The organism is Providencia rettgeri (assembly GCF_023205015.1).
Classification (GTDB): domain Bacteria; phylum Pseudomonadota; class Gammaproteobacteria; order Enterobacterales; family Enterobacteriaceae; genus Providencia; species Providencia rettgeri_E.
The window spans coordinates 2300890-2317153 of sequence record NZ_CP096258.1 but is presented as its reverse complement, the minus strand read 5'-3'; the positions used below and the strand labels follow the sequence as shown (position 1 = coordinate 2317153).

The following is a 16264-nucleotide window of genomic DNA, read 5'->3' as shown; positions in this document are numbered from 1 at the left end:
TTTTTGTCTAATATATTAATTATTAATAATGATATTTTAAACATATCAATGATATTGAGAAAACGATGAGTATAGAACTTAGGCACTTGCGATACTTTATTGCTGTCGCTGAAGAACTCCATTTTGGCAGGGCTGCTGAACGTTTACATATTTCACAGCCCCCATTAAGCCAGCAAATACAAATACTTGAAGAGAAAATCAATGCAAAATTGTTAGAAAGGAATAACCGAAATGTTGCCTTAACACCTGCAGGTACGATGTTTTTAAAAGAGGCATATCAAATTTTAGCGCAAGTCGATGCGGCTGCGACAAAAGCGGCTCGCATGGAAAAAGGCGAACTTGGGGAGTTGTCCATTGGATTTACGTCAACTACGCCGTTTATGCACAAGGTCACAATGAGTTTACGGCAATATCGGGAAACATACCCTGAAGTGTCTATTCATATGCACCAAATGAATACGAAACAACAGATAGCGCCCTTAATTACGGGACGAATTGATTTCGGCATTATGAGAAATACGGTGTTACCAGAACAATTGGATTACCAGCTATTATTTAAAGAACCATTTATGGTCGCTGTCTATGAAGGACACCCATTATTAGAATTTATTGATGTTGGTGTCGATATTCAACAGCTTGCTGATTACCCCTTTATTTTCTTTGAACGTGATGTCGGTACTGCGTTATATGATGAAATAAACCAATTGTTAACATCTGCGGGAGTAGTACCGACCATTTCTCAAGAAGCAGGGGAAGCAATGACTATCTTGGGATTAGTTGCCGCAGGTATGGGGATCTCAGTGATTACAGAATCATTCACTCGTATGAAAATTGATGGTGTGAAATACTTAAAACTCACAAATATTAATGCTTCATCTGAAGTCTGGTTAGTCTACAATACGCGTAGAGCATTACCTGCTGTCGCCAAAAAATTAACAAATCTTTTGATGGCCAATATTGTTGGTCAACAAAAGTGAGTAAGCTCACACTTTCAATGCAAACGAAATCATTCATACACAGATTAAGGCATAATAACTCATTGCTTTATAAAGGAATTGAATTATTACCATGGTGAATCAAACAGGCCATATTGACCAAATAAAACAATTAAATACGGGGATTGTATATCGTATTATTGATCAACATGGTCCAATTTCACGTATTGCCTTGTCAAAACAAGCACAGCTTGCGCCTGCAAGTATCACTAAAATTACACGCGAGCTTATGGATGCCCACTTAATCAAAGAATTAGAGTTCCCTGTGCTCGGTTTGCGTGGACGCCCAGCGATAGGGCTAGTGATTGAAAGTGAAGGGTGGCAATTTCTAGCGATCCGTATTGAAGAGCAGAAACTTACTATTTCCCTGAAAGAAATTAATGCGGTTACCTTAGCGCAAACAGAATATCCATTTACACCGCTAGGGAATAGCGAATTTATGGATTCACTTTCTGAATTAATTAGTCAATTTTTTGCTAATCATCAAAACATATTAGAAAGAGTCACCGCCATTAGCATTCTTATTGATGGTATTTTAGATCCCCATACCGGTGTTATTTATCAGCATCCTTCTTTTAAAGTCCATCAATTGGCCATTGCAGAGCACCTTACCAAGCAAACGGGTTTACCCACCTATTTACATCCGCCAGTGGATGCGTTGGCGTTAATGGACCACTTTTCTCATCAGGAGAAAAGAAAAGCAAAAAATATCATTTACTTGCAGTTACAAGATGTTGTTAATATCATGGTGTTAAACCATGGAATAGCCTTAGATACGAATACCCGTCGACCTATTTTGTTTGGCCATACCCAATGTGAGACAGACCAACATAGCTTTTGCTATTGCGGTAACAACGACTGTTTAGAAACCCAAACATCCATTCCTGCAATATTGCGGCAAGCTAATAATTTCCTAATAAACTACCCTGATTCTTTTTTGCATCAGCACGGTATTTCAATTGAAAAAATTTGCACTGGAGCAACCTTAAACGACAGATTTTGTGTTTACCTTATTAATCAAGTTGCCCAGCAATTAGCTAAACCATTAGCACTGATGGTGAATTTATTTGGTAGTGAGTTAATTTTAGTCAATTCACCTTTGAATCAAGGTTCTGAGCTGTTTTTAAAATGTTTACATGACCATATAAATAAATACGCAGTTCCTCTGTATTTATCAAATTTATCGATAGAAAAATCTCTATTTACAGTAAAAGAGAGTGAAACATCATTAATACAGAGAGCATTATATGATGGTTCACTGCTACTACAACTATTACAAGGTTAAAACAATTCGATAATATTTATACTATCGTACACAAAATTGAGCTAACGCAAACTTCTCACTTACCCATTCCAATAAACTGAATCCATATCATTTTTGCAGCTTATTGCTGTATAAGTCTGTCACTTCAGGATAGAAAAAGACCATGATCAATCTATTTGTTACCGGGACAGATACAGATGTCGGGAAGACAGTATCGACGCTTGCCATCTTGCAAGCACTAAATAACCAAGGAATTAAAGCCGTGGGCTACAAGCCTATTGCAGATCAATGCATTGATACCCCTGAAGGAATCAGAAATAAAGATGCATTACTCATCCACAGTGTGTCTCAAGACCTTGTTTCTTATGATGAAGTTAACCCTGTGCGTATTACAGACAATTACAGCCATGAAAATAGTATTGATTTTAATAAAATAAAGCATGGCCTGGACCATTTACATCATCAATGTGACATGGTTGTTATCGAAGGTAATGGGGGATGGCGCTATCTACTTGATGATAATACTTTTTATGCGGACTGGTTAAAAGGTCAGCCTGTCGGTGTGATCTTAGTCGTCGGCATTCAACATGGTTGTGTTAATCACGCATTACTAACAGCGGATGCAATTCGAGCTGATGGTCTACCATTAATCGGTTGGGTGGCAAACCGCATCAATCCAGGATTGGCGCACTACGCACAAATCATTGAACGGTTACAACACCATATTAAAGCTCCATTAATTGGGGAGATCCCGTATTTATTAAGGCCAGAAGAAAAAGAGTTAGGTCATTACCTTAATACAGATAAGCTGCAAGAACTTATTGCTATTCCTAACTAATTGAGTTTTAAATCAAGAAATAGGGCGCCATCATGAGTAGCGCCCTGTTTTTTTACTTATAATTTATAATTAATGACGGGTATAAATGATTTTATAAGAATCATTTTGGCAGTGACCAACAACTTGGCCTTTAGACGCATCGACTTCATCATTAGGCACTGCAACCAAACTAAAGTTATCTGCAGGAACACCATTATTGATAATCTTTTGTTTGATTTCCTCAATCACGCTTTCACATGAAGCCTGCGCCAAAGCTGGCGCTAGCGCTAGTGCGAATAAGGGTAATAATAATTTCTTTTTCATATTCTCTCCTTGATCAACAGCTCCATAAAACAACCTACTATAAGGTTATGGATTACTAATTGGACGGCCATTACTTACATCAAGGCAACGTTTAGTGCTCGGTTCCCAGTAAGCATTCAGATTGAGACTTTTCTCGCATTTATCTTTTGCATCAAAAGCCTGATCTATTTTATCAAACTCTTTTTCGGTACGAGTATTAACCTTCTTGCGCAACATACGGGTATCATCCCATTGTTCCTTTTCTTGACGAGCTTGCTCTTTATTAAGAGAGTCATCACCTTGACCTACTGAAACACACGTACTGCCTGCAGTACATGATGTCGTTGATTGTGCAGCGGAAGATGATGTAGCCCAAAGTAAAGGGAGACAGAAACATATTGCCGTTAAGCCAGTTTTCAACATTTTATGTGAACTCATGTAAATTCCTTACTGAATAGGACCGATAATCTCAGTATAGCTAAAAGTACGTTAGTACGTCTTATAGAATAGTACTAAAAATTAAAGTTGTTTATATACGGTTAAACCCGCAAAAGTTTGGCAAACAGGCATCAATTCTAATGTATTTACATTCATGTGAGCCGGTAGAGTGGCAACCCAATAGACTGTTTCTGCAATATCTTCAGGGGTCAGAGCATCTGCGCCCTGATAAGTGCTAGCTGCTTTGTCGTCATCCCCTTTAAAGCGAATATTTGAAAACTCTGTTCCACCAACGAGGCCCGGCTCGACATCGGTAACTCGAATTTTTTTCCCTTGTAGATCAGCACGCAAGCCAAGTGAAAATTGTTTTACAAAGGCCTTGGTTGCACCATAAACATTACCACCTTTGTAAGGCCAGCTCGCCGCAGTCGAACCAATATTAATAATATGACCGTGATTATTTGCCACCATTCCTTGCAATACCTCGTAGGTCATATTAACTAAACCTTTGGTGTTTGTATTAATCATCACATCCCAATCGTCAGGATTGGCATCAAATGCCGGTTCTAAGCCTAAGGCCAAACCGGCATTATTCACTAAAACATCAATATTTTTGAGGTGCGCAGGTAAATTTGCAATAGCATCTTGGATGGCTGTTCTATCTTGGATATCCAATGTTAACGGGTAAAATTTATCACCTAACTCTTGATGGAGAGCCTCTAAACGCTCGGTTCTACGTCCTGTTCCAATAACGGTGTAATTATGTTTGATAAATCTACGGGCAATTGATTCACCAAAACCGGAAGAAGCACCTGTTACTAAAATAATCATGGAAACCTCATAGTTATAATTGTCGTATCAGTGTGGGGTTATTCTAACGCCATCGAAAAAGAACTACAAAAATTGTTACAACCCTAATATCTGTTTATCTTTTGGATAGCTCAACGTATAACTAAATGAAATTTGCTTTTCTTCGTTCGGCTCTAAGGCAATATCCCATGTTATTTCACCCGTGCTTTTATTGGTGACCGCATTTTTATCCTCTATGGCAGACACTTTTATATCGCTATCCTCACTCACTGGGATCTGGTCATAAACAGTTAATTCAATGGGTTTCATATGTGTGTTTTTTACTTTGACCAAGTAACTTTCTGTTTGTTGAATAGTCGACCCTATAAAACTCGGTTTTTTCTTTATTTTTTCATTTGGTTCACGAGAAATTTGAATACTCTTATCAACGCCAAAAGGGACCCTCAATGTGTCAACCAATTGATTCGCATTGATCATAAAATTGCCTATATAAGTGTTCCCATAATAAATATTAGCGTTTCCATTCAATAGATTAAGTGATTGCCAATTGTCAATATCCGCTTGTAAGAATACTTCTTCAGCCAATTTTGGTGTGGCGGTATATTTGTATTTCACATCAAGTGCTTGTTGTTTGATGGTGAGCGTATTCGGCTTGATAGCACTTTTTAATGAATAAGGCAGGGCGATTTGATAATTTAAATTGATACCGTTGCTAGATGTTGTGACAAAGTCTGAAATACCTGAATTGATTGTTTGTTTCTTCTCACTGACGCTACTTTCTTCATACATTGCCATTGGCGCTGCAGGCATTTTCATTCGAATCTGACGCGCTATTTGAGCGTTATTATCATAAACGGACAAGCGCCAAGGCTGTAAAACAGAAGGCGTGATATTTTTAGACGGATTAATCGTTGAAAGTGTTAAGTTAACTTTATCCCAATCAATGCCTGTATTTTGTACTATGTCCGCTTTGTACGTTAAAACAAGAGGGGATTGCGAATTCAGACTACGGATATCGTAACTTGGAGACCAAGCCGCATCGGGTGTTAAATAAGAAATTTGCAACTCTGTTGTCAGCGGTTTTTGTGCATCAATAGACAAGACAATTTGAGTTTGCTTGCCAATTGAAGAGGGCATATTTTCATCAATTTTCGCCTGCAACAACACAGACTTTTCTTCTAACTCAACTAGTTCCAGCTGATGTTTTTGTTGCTCTTGTAAAATATTAGACATCTGCTGACGAATAAAATTTAATTTCTGGGCTGATTCTTCGAGTGTTTGCGCTGTATTTTCCCCAAAAAAGCGGTGATCTTTCAATAAACTTAATTGTTCTTCACCCACATTAATTGCAATATTCAATGTTTCTATCTGCTGACTTAGTTGTTTTTTCTGTTCCAAAAGTTCAACAATCGCCATTGGATAATTAGCTTCTGTTGCTATATTTTGGATATTAATAGAACGAATAACCACATCATCCTGTTCAAGATTAATCGATAGCGTACGTGGGTCAATATTACTTGCAATATTGGTGAGGATGACTGAGTTCGCCCCTTTATTAAGTGACAGCGTCACGGTATTATCTAATTCGGCGCCACGTAAGAATACAGTTGCATGGCTAATTTCGACAGGTTGATTTAATAGGGTTTCAGCAAAAACATAATGAGAATGAAATAGTGAAGTAACCAGCAGGCCACTTGCTAATCGAACCGGTATCGTCATCGTTGAGCTCCAAGAACCAGTTATTGGTATAAAATCGAGTTAAGTGCATGGTATTGTATTTTTATATCTGTTGATAACAGATAAAGCTTAAAGTCACTTTTAAAAATTTTTCAAAGAAAATCAAATGACAATTCGCCGATACAATGGGGGCTTATTAAGTTCCACGAAACCGCGCTTGCGCCACTGATTGACAAGATTTTAATTGTTCGATCTAATAGCAACTCAATAGTTTAATAGTCGAAGACGAAAGGATCTTTCCGCGATAATGTATAGGGAATAAATTAATGAAGGCTATTTAGATTAGTGAGAAATCATTTTTGAAAATGGCTAAGATTGTCTGGATTGATTATAACAATGCGCGTTTAAGCAATAATAAACTTCTTGGCGTTGGATTACCTGAAACACGTTTTCATGGACAAGGAATCAAAAACCCACACATACAATTACATGAAGTAACAAGGCTCATGAATGACTATGACGAGGCTCAAAAGAACCAACACGATTAACCAGTCAGATCGCTGGATTTCTTCATTTCATACTTAGATTCGCATAATGCATATTATGTTAAATAGAGTTTGGTTATCAATAGCACCACAATATGAACAGCTTCTAGTGCATATATGATACGCCCTTCATCCACCCTAACTAGAGACTTACTTTACTAAATAATCTACCGGCTAAGAAAATATGCTATGTATCACTTGGCCACTTTCTTTACCAACAGTGCTTTGGCATCTATCATTAGTTAGTTTATTAGTTTTCATTATTTGATGGATAACGCATAAACACTCTTACTGACATCCCGGATATTAATCTCTTCGGGAATATTCCTTTTATCTGTTGAAGTACCCTAGTCAATAAATAAAGAAAAGCGGCTAACAAATGCTGCCGCTTGATAATGTAAAAATAGATTAGTTATCGATGAGGAAATCCTTTCTCATCGGAACAAAAATATCTAATATTTCCCCGCTATCTAAACACTCACACTGATGCTTTTCAAAAGTTAATTTCAATCAGGCCGTCGATAAAAAAGAGAGCAATAAGGCCAGACACTCTGGCCTTTGACGTTATTGCCGTTTAATAATTTTAATTGAGCGGGCTTTTTGGCTATAGCCCAATGTATTGTGCGAACCACCCATTTCGGTATGGTATTTGCCCGTATAATTATCCCCTTCGTAAAAGCGTACTATCCAGCCATCAGGGATATCATAAGAAGCGATTTTATCTGCAAAATGGTGGCGGGAAAGGTACGGAATATCGTCAAACACTTCAATATAATCGCCCTTTTGCCACGATTTAGCGTAGACAATCAGACTTTCTTCAATATATTGCTCACTAAACGATAATTTGCTAGTACTGCATTTCGCATCTTGCGCTTTACAGAAAATACTGCCTTTCCCTTGCCCTAATTCGCAACGACGAGAGGTTTTTTGTCGCGCAGCTTGTTCAGACATTGCAGCTTCTGCATAGAAGTTAGAAAACGGAGATAAAGCGCAAACATGCACAACAACAGAATCATGACGGGAGGGTTTCCCATGATAATTGGATTTTGCGACAGTTAAGCTACTGAATAACAATAATAATAACGCAATTTTTTTCATTTTTGAGGTCTTTAAATGATTTGAATGGCATAAAATTACAATTCCTTAATACAAATCACTAGCGGAACACTCTGATTAAAAATTAGCGATACCCTCTTTTGTGATTTTGAGAAGACCAACTGTAACTTGCATCGCTGGGAACTAATTTGTCTTTTTTCTTTTCTGCGCGTAATTTTTTAGCTTGCTTTTCAACTTCTTGGGATATTTCGGTAATGATTTGTTTCCTTACTTTGCTCTGCTCGGAATTCGTTAATTCACGGCCGAGCTTTTTTCTTTCTTGTGCGAGCCTAGTGCGCACTTGGATTTTTTGAGTTTCGGTCATTTCTTGAATCGTTAGCATCTTCATAGTATTACCCCTTACTCACATTAAAATACCTACCAGCAATATATCATCATTCCGCAATAAAATACTAACCATCGTTTTAAGCCTAACATTAATGCCAAGCAATAGGATTAAGAGTATAGTAATCCTATTGCAACTTTAAAGAATCTCGCTGTTATTATGGAATTAACCACTTCTTCGCAAAATATTCGCCAAATTTTAATCACTGACACACCTCTCATCGATGTCAGAGCACCTATCGAATTTCAGCAAGGGTCAATGCCTAATGCCATTAACCTGCCTTTGATGAATGATGATGAGCGGGCTGCAGTCGGTACATGCTATAAACAACAAGGGTCAGATAAAGCCATTGAATTAGGCCACCAGCTTGTCAGTGGTGACAGTAAAATGGCTCGGATCACTGCGTGGAAAGAGGCCTGCCAACAAAATACACATGGCTATATTTGCTGTGCGCGTGGTGGAATGCGCTCACATATCGTGCAATCGTGGTTAAAAGAGGTGGATATTGAATATCCACTCATCAACGGTGGTTATAAGACATTACGACAAACAGCAATTGATGCCGTCAATGAATTGGTGCAACGCCCTATCATTTTAGTGGGAGGCTGTACCGGTAATGGTAAAACTACCTTAGTTCATTACTTAGCGAACGGGATTGATTTAGAAGGTCTTGCACATCATCGGGGGTCTTCGTTTGGCCGTACATTACAACAGCAGTATTCCCAGGCCACGTTTGAAAATTATTTAGCGGTCAGCTTATTGAAAAAAGCTCAACATTGCCAACGCTGGGTACTGGAGGACGAAGGACGTGCCATTGGGGCAAATAGTCTGCCCCTTGAACTACGAACACAAATGGAAAAAGCGCCCATTGCTATTATTGACGACCCCTTTGAACTGCGTCTTGAGCGTTTAAAATATGAATATTTTGACCGTATGACTCAAGATTTTTTAGCCGCTTTTGGTTTTGAACGCGGTTGGCAGGAATATAGCGACTACCTACACCATGGTTTGTCTGCTATTCGTAAACGTTTAGGATCACAACGTACAATCGAATTGACTCATTTACTTGATCTTGCTTTAGCAGACCAAAAAACAACCGGCGATACCCGAACACATTTTTCGTGGTTAGTCCCATTGTTGAATGAGTATTACGACCCCATGTATCGCTATCAGTTAAGCAAAAAACAAAATCGCATTATCTTTCGTGGTAATTATCAAGAAGTTGAATCTTGGCTAACCCATCAATAATCCGTCATGTTACGACTATGAATAGCTTCATTTTATAGAGTTTGAAGCTATTTTCATTTATCAATAGATTCATCGTCAGTTAATTTAGAACGGTGATTTTTTTATAACCAGTTCGCTGACACCTTGGTAAATCAGCCTTGTTGCCAATGCCCCTAAAATTAACCCAACGCCTTTACCGACAACTTTATGAACCCGTGAATAAGTTCTACGCACAGAAGTTAAAGAAAATGTTTGACATAAAATAATTCGCCAAATTAATGACGCAATAACAATACCCATCCAAATGACTAACTTGGCCCATAGTGGTGTTGATGGCGAAATAGTCGTTGAAAAAATACTCATAAAAAACAAAACGGTTTGGGGATTTGATAAATCAGAAATCAAGCCCCACCTAAAATAAACACCTGAAGGAAAACGTTCCATGGTATTTTCGGTGGACAGATTAAGTTGCGTTTTATTAGTAAACACACTGACTGCGTAATAAAGTAAATATAGGCCACCAAGGATCTTAATGATTGAAAATAATGAGCCGAATTCCGCCATTAATGTGACCAGACCAAATAAGCCGAGCCCTGAATAAATAGCATTGCCTAACACCACGCCATAACCACACGTTAACCCGGCTTTTTTACCTGAGCTTAATGTGGTTTGTACCACAATAAACAAATTTGCCCCAGGATTAAAAAAGGTCAGTATAAATAAGAAAAGTGTGATGATAATGCTGTGTAATGGGTCCATCATTTTTCTTCAAAAAATTTAAGGTTACCCATTATAGACACGGTATAGGGTGTAATTCTGTTTTGCTATGCACATTTTCTGAGCTTAAATCAGAAAATGTGCCGACTTATGATGACGCTAATGCTTTTTTACGTTGTAACAGCCACTTATCTAATTCATTGGCAAATTGCTGCCTGTCTTTCTGGTTTAAACTTGCAGGCCCACCCGTTTGGATGCCACTGGCTCTCATCGTATCCATAAAGTCACGAATATTAAGACGCTCACGAATAGTCGCTTCGCTATAGCGTTCCCCGCGAGGATTTAATGCATTCGCGCCCTTTTCCATCACCTCTGCAGCTAAAGGGATATCAGCGGTGATCACTAAGTCATCTTTTTGAGCTCGCAATACAATTTCATTATCCGCAACATCAAAACCCGCAGGCACCTGCAAAGTTTTTAAAAAAGGTGATGGTGGTACCGTTAAACGCTGGTTTGCAACAAATGTTATTTGCACTTTTTCTCTATCTGCCGCACGGTATAAAACTTCTTTAATTACTTTTGGACATGCATCCGCATCAACCCAAATTATCATCATTACGTTCCAAATAGTGATTACATATGATGAGGTATCATAACAGACAACAAAACCGCACGTTAGATACCTCGTATTGAAATGCCCAAACTACCTCATACAGCCCTAAAATAGTCAGCTTGAGAAAAAAGACTTTACAGTTTCATCACCATTTCATGCCACGTCATTCCACCATGGTCGGATTCTGATGGTTTCACATATTGGTAGCCAAAATGCTTATACAGGTCAATATGACGTTCTTTGCACATCAGATGAATTGTTTCTTTATGCATTTCTTCCATAGAATTAATAAACTTTTTCATCAGTAAAGATGAGTACCCTTTACCTTGATATTTGGGATGTACCACCACTGACATAATAACGACATTGGGTGCCTGTGGGTCATGCCCAATAAGCTCTTTAAATTCTTCATCGGACATCATAACGTCCCATGCACAACCCGCATTAATAAAGCCAATCACTTCCCCGGCTAATTCCATGCATAAAAAACCATCTGGATATTGTTGGATCCGCGTTGCTATCTTTTCTTTTGTTGCGGCTTCATCCCCTTCATAGGATCCGACTTCAATCGCATAACAACGGTCGATATCATCAAGTGTGGCGGCACGAAAGACAGGAGAATGCATTGGATTACCTCATTAAATTATTTTTGATGATTTTATCACTACATGGCTTATTTTTTCGTTGTTTTTAATGGCCATTTTCGCATTCAACGGCTATTTTTTGTTGGGTTTTATCGCGTAAGTAACTCAGCCATGTTGAAATTAAAACGAAAATCCCCCCAGAGATAGCAACGGCGTAACCTGCATAAGGGCCATAAGTATCCACCATTTTACCCGTTAACATCGCGCCAATAGCAACACCGATATTTAGCCCTGCGAGTAACCAGGTCATTCCTTCTGTCAATTTATTTTGCGGAACAATTTTCTCAACTAATGTCATTGCAATGATCATCGTCGGGGCAAAGAACAACCCGGAAATGAACACCACCACAGATAGAGAATAAACCCCGACGACCCACCACATCGGCACAATAGAAAGAAACGTCATTAAGCCGCTGAGGAATAGTAAGCGAGGCAAAGGCGTGTTAAAGGTTACCCCCCCAAAAACAATCCCCATTGCACATGAACCGACTGCATAGGCCGACAGCACTAAACTGGCCATCGCCGGTTGCTGTTGTAATTGAGCCAAAGTAACACTCAAAATATCCACACTCCCGACAATCACACCTAAAGCAATCATCAATACAACCAATAACTGCAGTCCAACCATTGTGATAATTGATTTATTCGGCATTACAAGATGATCAGATGCTACGACTTTAGGTTCAGTGCTGCGCTGTGAAATAAACAAAGCCATTCCCACGGCTAATAAAACTGCGGCCACCAGCAATCCTGCTTGGGGAAATAAAGCGACGGTGATCCCGACAGACAACGGAGGGCCAACGATAAAAGTGGCATCATCAAAGACAGTTTCTAATGAATATGCCGTTTGTAATATGGGTTGATTTTTATACAGCGCCGTCCACCTTGCCCTGACCATCGCTGACATACTGGGCCTCGCGCCCGTTAATAATGCCCCGATAAATAAACCGATATCAGGTAACGATAACCACGTTGTTATGATAATAATAAACACACCGAGCACACTGATGACCGTCACCACGGGCAAGACGCGAAATTGGCCATATTTATCCACTAAACGGGAAATTTGTGGCGATAACAACGCATACGTTAATACAAAAGTTGCAGAAACAAGCCCTGCCAAGGTGTAACTCCCTTTTAGTTGGGCTAACAAGGTGATGATCCCGATCCCCATCATCGGTAACGATAAACGCGCCAGTAACCCTGCTATCACAAAGCGTTGGTTTTCTTTTGCCTGAAATAACTGCTGATAGCGACCTATCATATGAGCTCCAATATGAAATTTAATTATACATACTTTGCGTATGTATAATCATGATATAATCATACACATTGAATGTAAATAATTATACGCCCTGTATGTAAGAGAGTTTTTATGGCAAGAAGAACACAAGCGCAAATGGCAGAAACACGTGCGAATTTGCTAACTACAGCGCGAGAGCACTTTAGCCGGCTTGGTTATGCAGAAACTTCAATGGATGAAATTGCAGCAAGTGTCAATCTCACACGTGGTGCCCTTTACCACCACTTTGGCGACTAACAAGGCTTATTTATTGCCGTTGTTGAGCAAATTGACTCACAGATGAATGCGCGTTTACAAGGTATTACTCACCATACTGAAGACCTATGGAACAGTTTTTGTCAGCGTTGTCATGCTTACTTAGAAATGGCATTAGAGCCCGAATATCAACAAATTATTTTGCGTGACGCAAAAGCCGTATTAGGCGATTTCTTAGCTAAATCAAACTTGCAATGTACCGAACAGATTGAACGTTTACTCTATGAGCTCGCCCAAAAAGGCATTATTAAAGAGATTGATACCCATGCATTGGCTTTTTTAATTAATGGCGGTCTCGCTGAAGCGGCCTATTGGATTTCACAAGGTGATAGCCAACAGCGATTAAAGAAAAGTATCAGTGCCATTGATATCATGTTATCAGGGCTATTACTCACAAAAGATTAGCGTTGTGTTGCCTTTCGCTGACGTTGATACTTTATCAGTGCAAACAATATACTGGCCATAAAGAAAACAGGAACCAGCAATGTCAGCTCTATATACACAAAGCGATTGAAATTAAAAACAGCCCCTGTAATGGCTAAATTATAAGCAAATGGTAAGGAAACACACGCTGAAATAATGGCTATTATGAATAATACCATTAATTTTTTAGCATACTGTTGCTGCTGAACTGCAGATTGCCGACGGTAGAACTGCTTGTATTTTATCAACAAGTACAACGCCCCCAATAAAGAGCCAAGGTGTTGCAGTAATTTATAAATAGCAATTTCTTGGCTATCTGTCATGTTAAATACGACAAACTGCAAGAATTCAGCGTGCCGAACAAAAGCCCCCGACTGATGAGTAAAAGCATCCCAGATAATATGGCTTGCGGCACCAATATAAAAAGAAAGCACGACAATACAGAATTGTCGAAGTGAGCTTACACTTCTGCTTTTTAGAGGAAATGGCACAGCATAGTGGAGAAAAAAAGCACTTTTTTGTACAAAAATAGTGATGAGTAAACATAATGGTAAGCCAGTATATAACCAGCCGATCAAGTCATGAGCCGTAGTGGCTGCCGAGTACCACATCATTGAATAAAATAGATCTGGGCTTAAACTGCCTAAAATTAAAGCAGGCAAGCTTAAAAAGCGCCCAAATCGACTTTGTTTAATCGGAAAAACAACCGCAGGATGGGAAAAAGTCCAAGGCATGGCAAATTGCTCATTAACGTCATCAATATGCCGCCATCATGATAAATAAAACCCAATAAATATAGGCGAAATATCGGAAATATTTATTGGGATGATAATTACCTAAAGTAAAGCTTGGAAAGTCTGCTTTAATTTGTCTACATCTTGCTGAGTTGTTGACCATGAGGTACAAAAGCGAATACAGGTGGTTTCCGGTGTCGGCTGACAAATTAAGCTTAACTGGTAGTGCGTTAATAATTTATTCGCCAATGCATTGGGAAAAATAACAAAAACTTGGTTTGATTCTACAGGCGCAAGAAACTGAAATCCCTTTTCGGTAAAAAATGAAGCTAATTGTGATGCCATCTCATTAAGGTGGCTTCCCAACTTAAAATACAAATCATCATTAAACAGCGGCTCGAACTGGGCAGCGAGTAGCCAACCTTTTGCTTGTAACCCACCTTTTTGCTTAATACTAAAACGAAAATCTGATTGCAATGCAGGGTTTACAATTACTAAGATCTCCCCGGTTAATGCGCCTATTTTCGTTCCACCGATATAAAAAATGTCGGTCAATTTCGCGACATCTTCAATGGTTAAATCACTATATTTCGACATTAAACCAGAAGACAAGCGAGCACCATCCATAAATAACAACAAGTTATGAGCGTCACAAATCTCGCGTAACGCAACTAACTCTTGTTTACGGTAAACAGTGCCAATTTCAGTTGAATTACTGATATAAACAAGCTTAGGCTGGACAGTATGTTCATCACCGTGCTCAGATAACACTTTAGTAATATGTGCGGGGGTTAATTTACCTGATGGTGAGTCAATGGTAATGACTTTATGGCCTGTCGCTTCAATTGCCCCCGTTTCGTGGACTGCGATATGGCCACTCTCCACGGTGATCACCGCTTGGTGAGGTCGCAATACATGGGAAATCGTTGTCAGGTTAGTAATTGTACCGCCATTAAAGAAATGAACATCCGCACTAGGTTGGCCAATTCTTAATCTGATTTGAGCCGCGACCCTGCTACAAACTTCATCAGTGCCATAACCTTTGAAACGTTTCCCTGATAAATCATTTAAAGTCTGCATAACTGCAGGGTGAGCTATCTCATTATAATCATTTAAAAAGCTATACATTCACTTACCTACCAATACCTAGTTATATTAATTTATAATCATCATTTATAGGTGTATCCAATTCATTATTCAATGGTATTTTTTCTATATAAATACCAAATTTAACGAATAATATTATTTAATCTACTGAAATGAAATATTAAGTCATTCATGGTTTATTTAATGGATAAATTGGCATACTGTAAAAAACGAATTTAGGGTTGAGAACGCCTAAACGTCAAGTTGTAGCGGTAAGGCCCTAACAATGGGTGTACACCTGATTTAATACGACGTACTCCATGATAATTTAACCGCGACTGACCGCCCCATACCAAGACATCCCCATGTTCTAAATAAACTGCAACTTTTGGCGCTTCTCGCGTTACCCCACCAAAATCAAACATGGCTGGTAATCCTAAAGAAAAAGAGACAATTGGCTGAGTGAAGTCTGATTCGTTTTTGTCTTGGTGCAATGACATTGCAGCGCCAATTGCATAGCGGTTAATCAAACAGGCATCAGGGATAAAATGGTCAAAGCCAGCCGCGCTCGCGGCAGAAATGGCCAATTGAATAAAGGGAATTGGTATCGGTTGCCAAGGCTCATTAGTGACAGGGTCACGCTGACTATAGCGATATCCCTTCTCATCGCTTACCCAACCCCACTCACCACAGTTAGTCATTGCGGCAGACAGTTGATAGCCATTTGGGGTTGCCATATGCCTTAATGGATTCGCAGTAATAACACAACTTAATGACTGCAATAGTGCATCACTTTGCCCCAGTAAAAAACCTTTGAGTAAAAAAGCGTCTGGTGCAATTTGCACCGTATTATCTTCATCAGGAAATAACATATTAGCCACTCATTTATAGGCCGCGCGAATGTTCTAATGGATATTAACACAGGAAAAAGTTGTTCATTACATTCAATGAACAACTTAGCAGTAATGAGCA

Annotated in this window: 20 protein-coding genes; 7 read left to right on the top strand and 13 right to left on the bottom strand. The window is 39.0% G+C overall.

The window, feature by feature from the left end; genetic code table 11:
- Positions 1–65 precede the first annotated feature (65 nt).
- The 3 genes from M0M83_RS10640 to bioD all read left to right on the top strand — a co-directional run bounded on the left by M0M83_RS10640 (position 66) and on the right by bioD (position 3097).
- Entirely contained in the window at positions 66–977 is a 912-nt protein-coding gene (locus M0M83_RS10640; protein WP_125893201.1) for a LysR family transcriptional regulator, read from the top strand.
- A gap of 91 nt (positions 978–1068) precedes the next feature.
- On the top strand, positions 1069–2280 hold the full coding sequence (locus M0M83_RS10635) for an ROK family protein (RefSeq protein WP_248466561.1): 1212 nt from the start codon (positions 1069–1071) through the stop codon (positions 2278–2280).
- A gap of 142 nt (positions 2281–2422) precedes the next feature.
- Positions 2423–3097 (top strand): dethiobiotin synthase, encoded by a 675-nt coding sequence (gene bioD, locus M0M83_RS10630; protein WP_125893205.1) that lies wholly within the window; start codon positions 2423–2425, stop codon positions 3095–3097.
- Positions 3098–3166: 69 nt separating this feature from the next.
- Here bioD and M0M83_RS10625 read toward each other — a convergent pair whose 3' ends face one another.
- From M0M83_RS10625 to M0M83_RS10610, 4 genes are all read right to left on the bottom strand, one after another.
- Positions 3167–3400: a DUF1161 domain-containing protein gene (locus M0M83_RS10625; RefSeq protein WP_125893206.1), complete on the bottom strand. Its 234-nt coding sequence runs from the start codon at positions 3398–3400 to the stop codon at positions 3167–3169.
- Positions 3401–3445: 45 nt separating this feature from the next.
- Complete coding sequence (locus tag M0M83_RS10620) at positions 3446–3817, bottom strand: DUF1283 family protein (protein ID WP_125893208.1); 372 nt, start codon at positions 3815–3817, stop codon at positions 3446–3448.
- 81 nt (positions 3818–3898) lie between these two features.
- Complete coding sequence (gene ydfG, locus M0M83_RS10615) at positions 3899–4648, bottom strand: bifunctional NADP-dependent 3-hydroxy acid dehydrogenase/3-hydroxypropionate dehydrogenase YdfG (RefSeq protein ID WP_213912705.1); 750 nt, start codon at positions 4646–4648, stop codon at positions 3899–3901.
- Positions 4649–4723: 75 nt separating this feature from the next.
- Complete coding sequence (locus M0M83_RS10610; protein ID WP_248466560.1) at positions 4724–6346, bottom strand: DUF4139 domain-containing protein; 1623 nt, start codon at positions 6344–6346, stop codon at positions 4724–4726.
- Between the two features lie 323 nt (positions 6347–6669).
- Between M0M83_RS10610 and M0M83_RS10605 the strand changes: the two genes are divergently transcribed.
- Complete coding sequence (locus tag M0M83_RS10605; RefSeq protein WP_248466559.1) at positions 6670–6852, top strand: hypothetical protein; 183 nt, start codon at positions 6670–6672, stop codon at positions 6850–6852.
- 561 nt (positions 6853–7413) lie between these two features.
- On the opposite strand, the gene M0M83_RS10600 is transcribed toward M0M83_RS10605, so the two are convergent.
- Positions 7414–7947 carry a beta/gamma crystallin-related protein gene (locus M0M83_RS10600; RefSeq protein WP_248466558.1) on the bottom strand — a complete coding sequence of 178 codons (534 nt, stop codon included), beginning with the start codon at positions 7945–7947 and terminating at the stop codon, positions 7414–7416.
- Between the two features lie 82 nt (positions 7948–8029).
- The gene (locus M0M83_RS10595; protein ID WP_102138563.1) at positions 8030–8293 is read right to left on the bottom strand and encodes a DUF3811 domain-containing protein; all 264 of its coding nucleotides are present in this window, start codon (positions 8291–8293) and stop codon (positions 8030–8032) included.
- 156 nt (positions 8294–8449) lie between these two features.
- Here M0M83_RS10595 and mnmH point away from each other — a divergent pair, with 156 nt between their 5' ends.
- Positions 8450–9538, top strand: a complete 1089-nt coding sequence (mnmH, locus tag M0M83_RS10590; protein WP_248466557.1) for a tRNA 2-selenouridine(34) synthase MnmH — start codon at positions 8450–8452, stop codon at positions 9536–9538.
- An 84-nt stretch (positions 9539–9622) separates the two neighbouring features.
- On the opposite strand, the gene M0M83_RS10585 is transcribed toward mnmH, so the two are convergent.
- From M0M83_RS10585 to M0M83_RS10570, 4 genes are all read right to left on the bottom strand, one after another.
- Entirely contained in the window at positions 9623–10276 is a 654-nt protein-coding gene (locus M0M83_RS10585; protein ID WP_248468446.1) for a LysE family transporter, read from the bottom strand.
- 106 nt (positions 10277–10382) lie between these two features.
- Positions 10383–10847 carry a YaiI/YqxD family protein gene (locus tag M0M83_RS10580; protein WP_102138560.1) on the bottom strand — a complete coding sequence of 155 codons (465 nt, stop codon included), beginning with the start codon at positions 10845–10847 and terminating at the stop codon, positions 10383–10385.
- Between the two features lie 134 nt (positions 10848–10981).
- The gene (locus M0M83_RS10575; RefSeq protein ID WP_248466556.1) at positions 10982–11473 is read right to left on the bottom strand and encodes a GNAT family N-acetyltransferase; all 492 of its coding nucleotides are present in this window, start codon (positions 11471–11473) and stop codon (positions 10982–10984) included.
- 64 nt (positions 11474–11537) lie between these two features.
- A complete protein-coding gene (locus M0M83_RS10570) occupies positions 11538–12755 on the bottom strand; it encodes an MFS transporter (protein WP_248466555.1) in 1218 nt (405 codons plus the stop codon).
- 111 nt (positions 12756–12866) lie between these two features.
- Here M0M83_RS10570 and M0M83_RS21810 point away from each other — a divergent pair, with 111 nt between their 5' ends.
- A complete protein-coding gene (locus M0M83_RS21810) occupies positions 12867–13031 on the top strand; it encodes a TetR family transcriptional regulator (RefSeq protein WP_336432185.1) in 165 nt (54 codons plus the stop codon).
- Between the two features lie 42 nt (positions 13032–13073).
- Positions 13074–13454, top strand: a complete 381-nt coding sequence (locus M0M83_RS21805; RefSeq protein WP_336432184.1) for a hypothetical protein — start codon at positions 13074–13076, stop codon at positions 13452–13454.
- Here M0M83_RS21805 and M0M83_RS10560 read toward each other — a convergent pair.
- The 3 genes from M0M83_RS10560 to alkB form a co-directional block, all read right to left on the bottom strand.
- Entirely contained in the window at positions 13451–14206 is a 756-nt protein-coding gene (locus tag M0M83_RS10560; protein ID WP_248466554.1) for a DUF4184 family protein, read from the bottom strand. The genes M0M83_RS21805 and M0M83_RS10560 overlap by 4 nt on opposite strands.
- Before the next feature lie 102 nt (positions 14207–14308).
- Positions 14309–15334 (bottom strand): threonine aldolase family protein, encoded by a 1026-nt coding sequence (locus M0M83_RS10555; protein WP_248466553.1) that lies wholly within the window; start codon positions 15332–15334, stop codon positions 14309–14311.
- 194 nt (positions 15335–15528) lie between these two features.
- Complete coding sequence (gene alkB, locus M0M83_RS10550) at positions 15529–16164, bottom strand: DNA oxidative demethylase AlkB (RefSeq protein ID WP_248466552.1); 636 nt, start codon at positions 16162–16164, stop codon at positions 15529–15531.
- Positions 16165–16264 lie beyond the last annotated feature (100 nt).

What these genes read in the sequence shown, in the direction of transcription:
- ydfG (WP_213912705.1), bottom strand. Translation starts at nt 4,648, where the DNA reads ATGATTATTTTAGTAACAGGTGCTTCTTCCGGTTTTGGTGAATCAATT.
- M0M83_RS10585 (WP_248468446.1), bottom strand. Translation starts at nt 10,276, where the DNA reads ATGGACCCATTACACAGCATTATCATCACACTTTTCTTATTTATACTG.
- mnmH (WP_248466557.1), top strand. Translation starts at nt 8,450, where the DNA reads ATGGAATTAACCACTTCTTCGCAAAATATTCGCCAAATTTTAATCACT.
- M0M83_RS10570 (WP_248466555.1), bottom strand. Translation starts at nt 12,755, where the DNA reads ATGATAGGTCGCTATCAGCAGTTATTTCAGGCAAAAGAAAACCAACGC.
- M0M83_RS10625 (WP_125893206.1), bottom strand. Translation starts at nt 3,400, where the DNA reads ATGAAAAAGAAATTATTATTACCCTTATTCGCACTAGCGCTAGCGCCA.
- M0M83_RS10595 (WP_102138563.1), bottom strand. Translation starts at nt 8,293, where the DNA reads ATGAAGATGCTAACGATTCAAGAAATGACCGAAACTCAAAAAATCCAA.
- M0M83_RS21805 (WP_336432184.1), top strand. Translation starts at nt 13,074, where the DNA reads ATGAATGCGCGTTTACAAGGTATTACTCACCATACTGAAGACCTATGG.
- M0M83_RS21810 (WP_336432185.1), top strand. Translation starts at nt 12,867, where the DNA reads ATGGCAAGAAGAACACAAGCGCAAATGGCAGAAACACGTGCGAATTTG.
- M0M83_RS10580 (WP_102138560.1), bottom strand. Translation starts at nt 10,847, where the DNA reads ATGATAATTTGGGTTGATGCGGATGCATGTCCAAAAGTAATTAAAGAA.
- M0M83_RS10620 (WP_125893208.1), bottom strand. Translation starts at nt 3,817, where the DNA reads ATGAGTTCACATAAAATGTTGAAAACTGGCTTAACGGCAATATGTTTC.
- M0M83_RS10635 (WP_248466561.1), top strand. Translation starts at nt 1,069, where the DNA reads ATGGTGAATCAAACAGGCCATATTGACCAAATAAAACAATTAAATACG.
- bioD (WP_125893205.1), top strand. Translation starts at nt 2,423, where the DNA reads ATGATCAATCTATTTGTTACCGGGACAGATACAGATGTCGGGAAGACA.
- M0M83_RS10600 (WP_248466558.1), bottom strand. Translation starts at nt 7,947, where the DNA reads ATGAAAAAAATTGCGTTATTATTATTGTTATTCAGTAGCTTAACTGTC.
- M0M83_RS10555 (WP_248466553.1), bottom strand. Translation starts at nt 15,334, where the DNA reads ATGTATAGCTTTTTAAATGATTATAATGAGATAGCTCACCCTGCAGTT.
- M0M83_RS10610 (WP_248466560.1), bottom strand. Translation starts at nt 6,346, where the DNA reads ATGACGATACCGGTTCGATTAGCAAGTGGCCTGCTGGTTACTTCACTA.
- M0M83_RS10560 (WP_248466554.1), bottom strand. Translation starts at nt 14,206, where the DNA reads ATGCCTTGGACTTTTTCCCATCCTGCGGTTGTTTTTCCGATTAAACAA.
- M0M83_RS10605 (WP_248466559.1), top strand. Translation starts at nt 6,670, where the DNA reads ATGGCTAAGATTGTCTGGATTGATTATAACAATGCGCGTTTAAGCAAT.
- M0M83_RS10640 (WP_125893201.1), top strand. Translation starts at nt 66, where the DNA reads ATGAGTATAGAACTTAGGCACTTGCGATACTTTATTGCTGTCGCTGAA.
- M0M83_RS10575 (WP_248466556.1), bottom strand. Translation starts at nt 11,473, where the DNA reads ATGCATTCTCCTGTCTTTCGTGCCGCCACACTTGATGATATCGACCGT.
- alkB (WP_248466552.1), bottom strand. Translation starts at nt 16,164, where the DNA reads ATGTTATTTCCTGATGAAGATAATACGGTGCAAATTGCACCAGACGCT.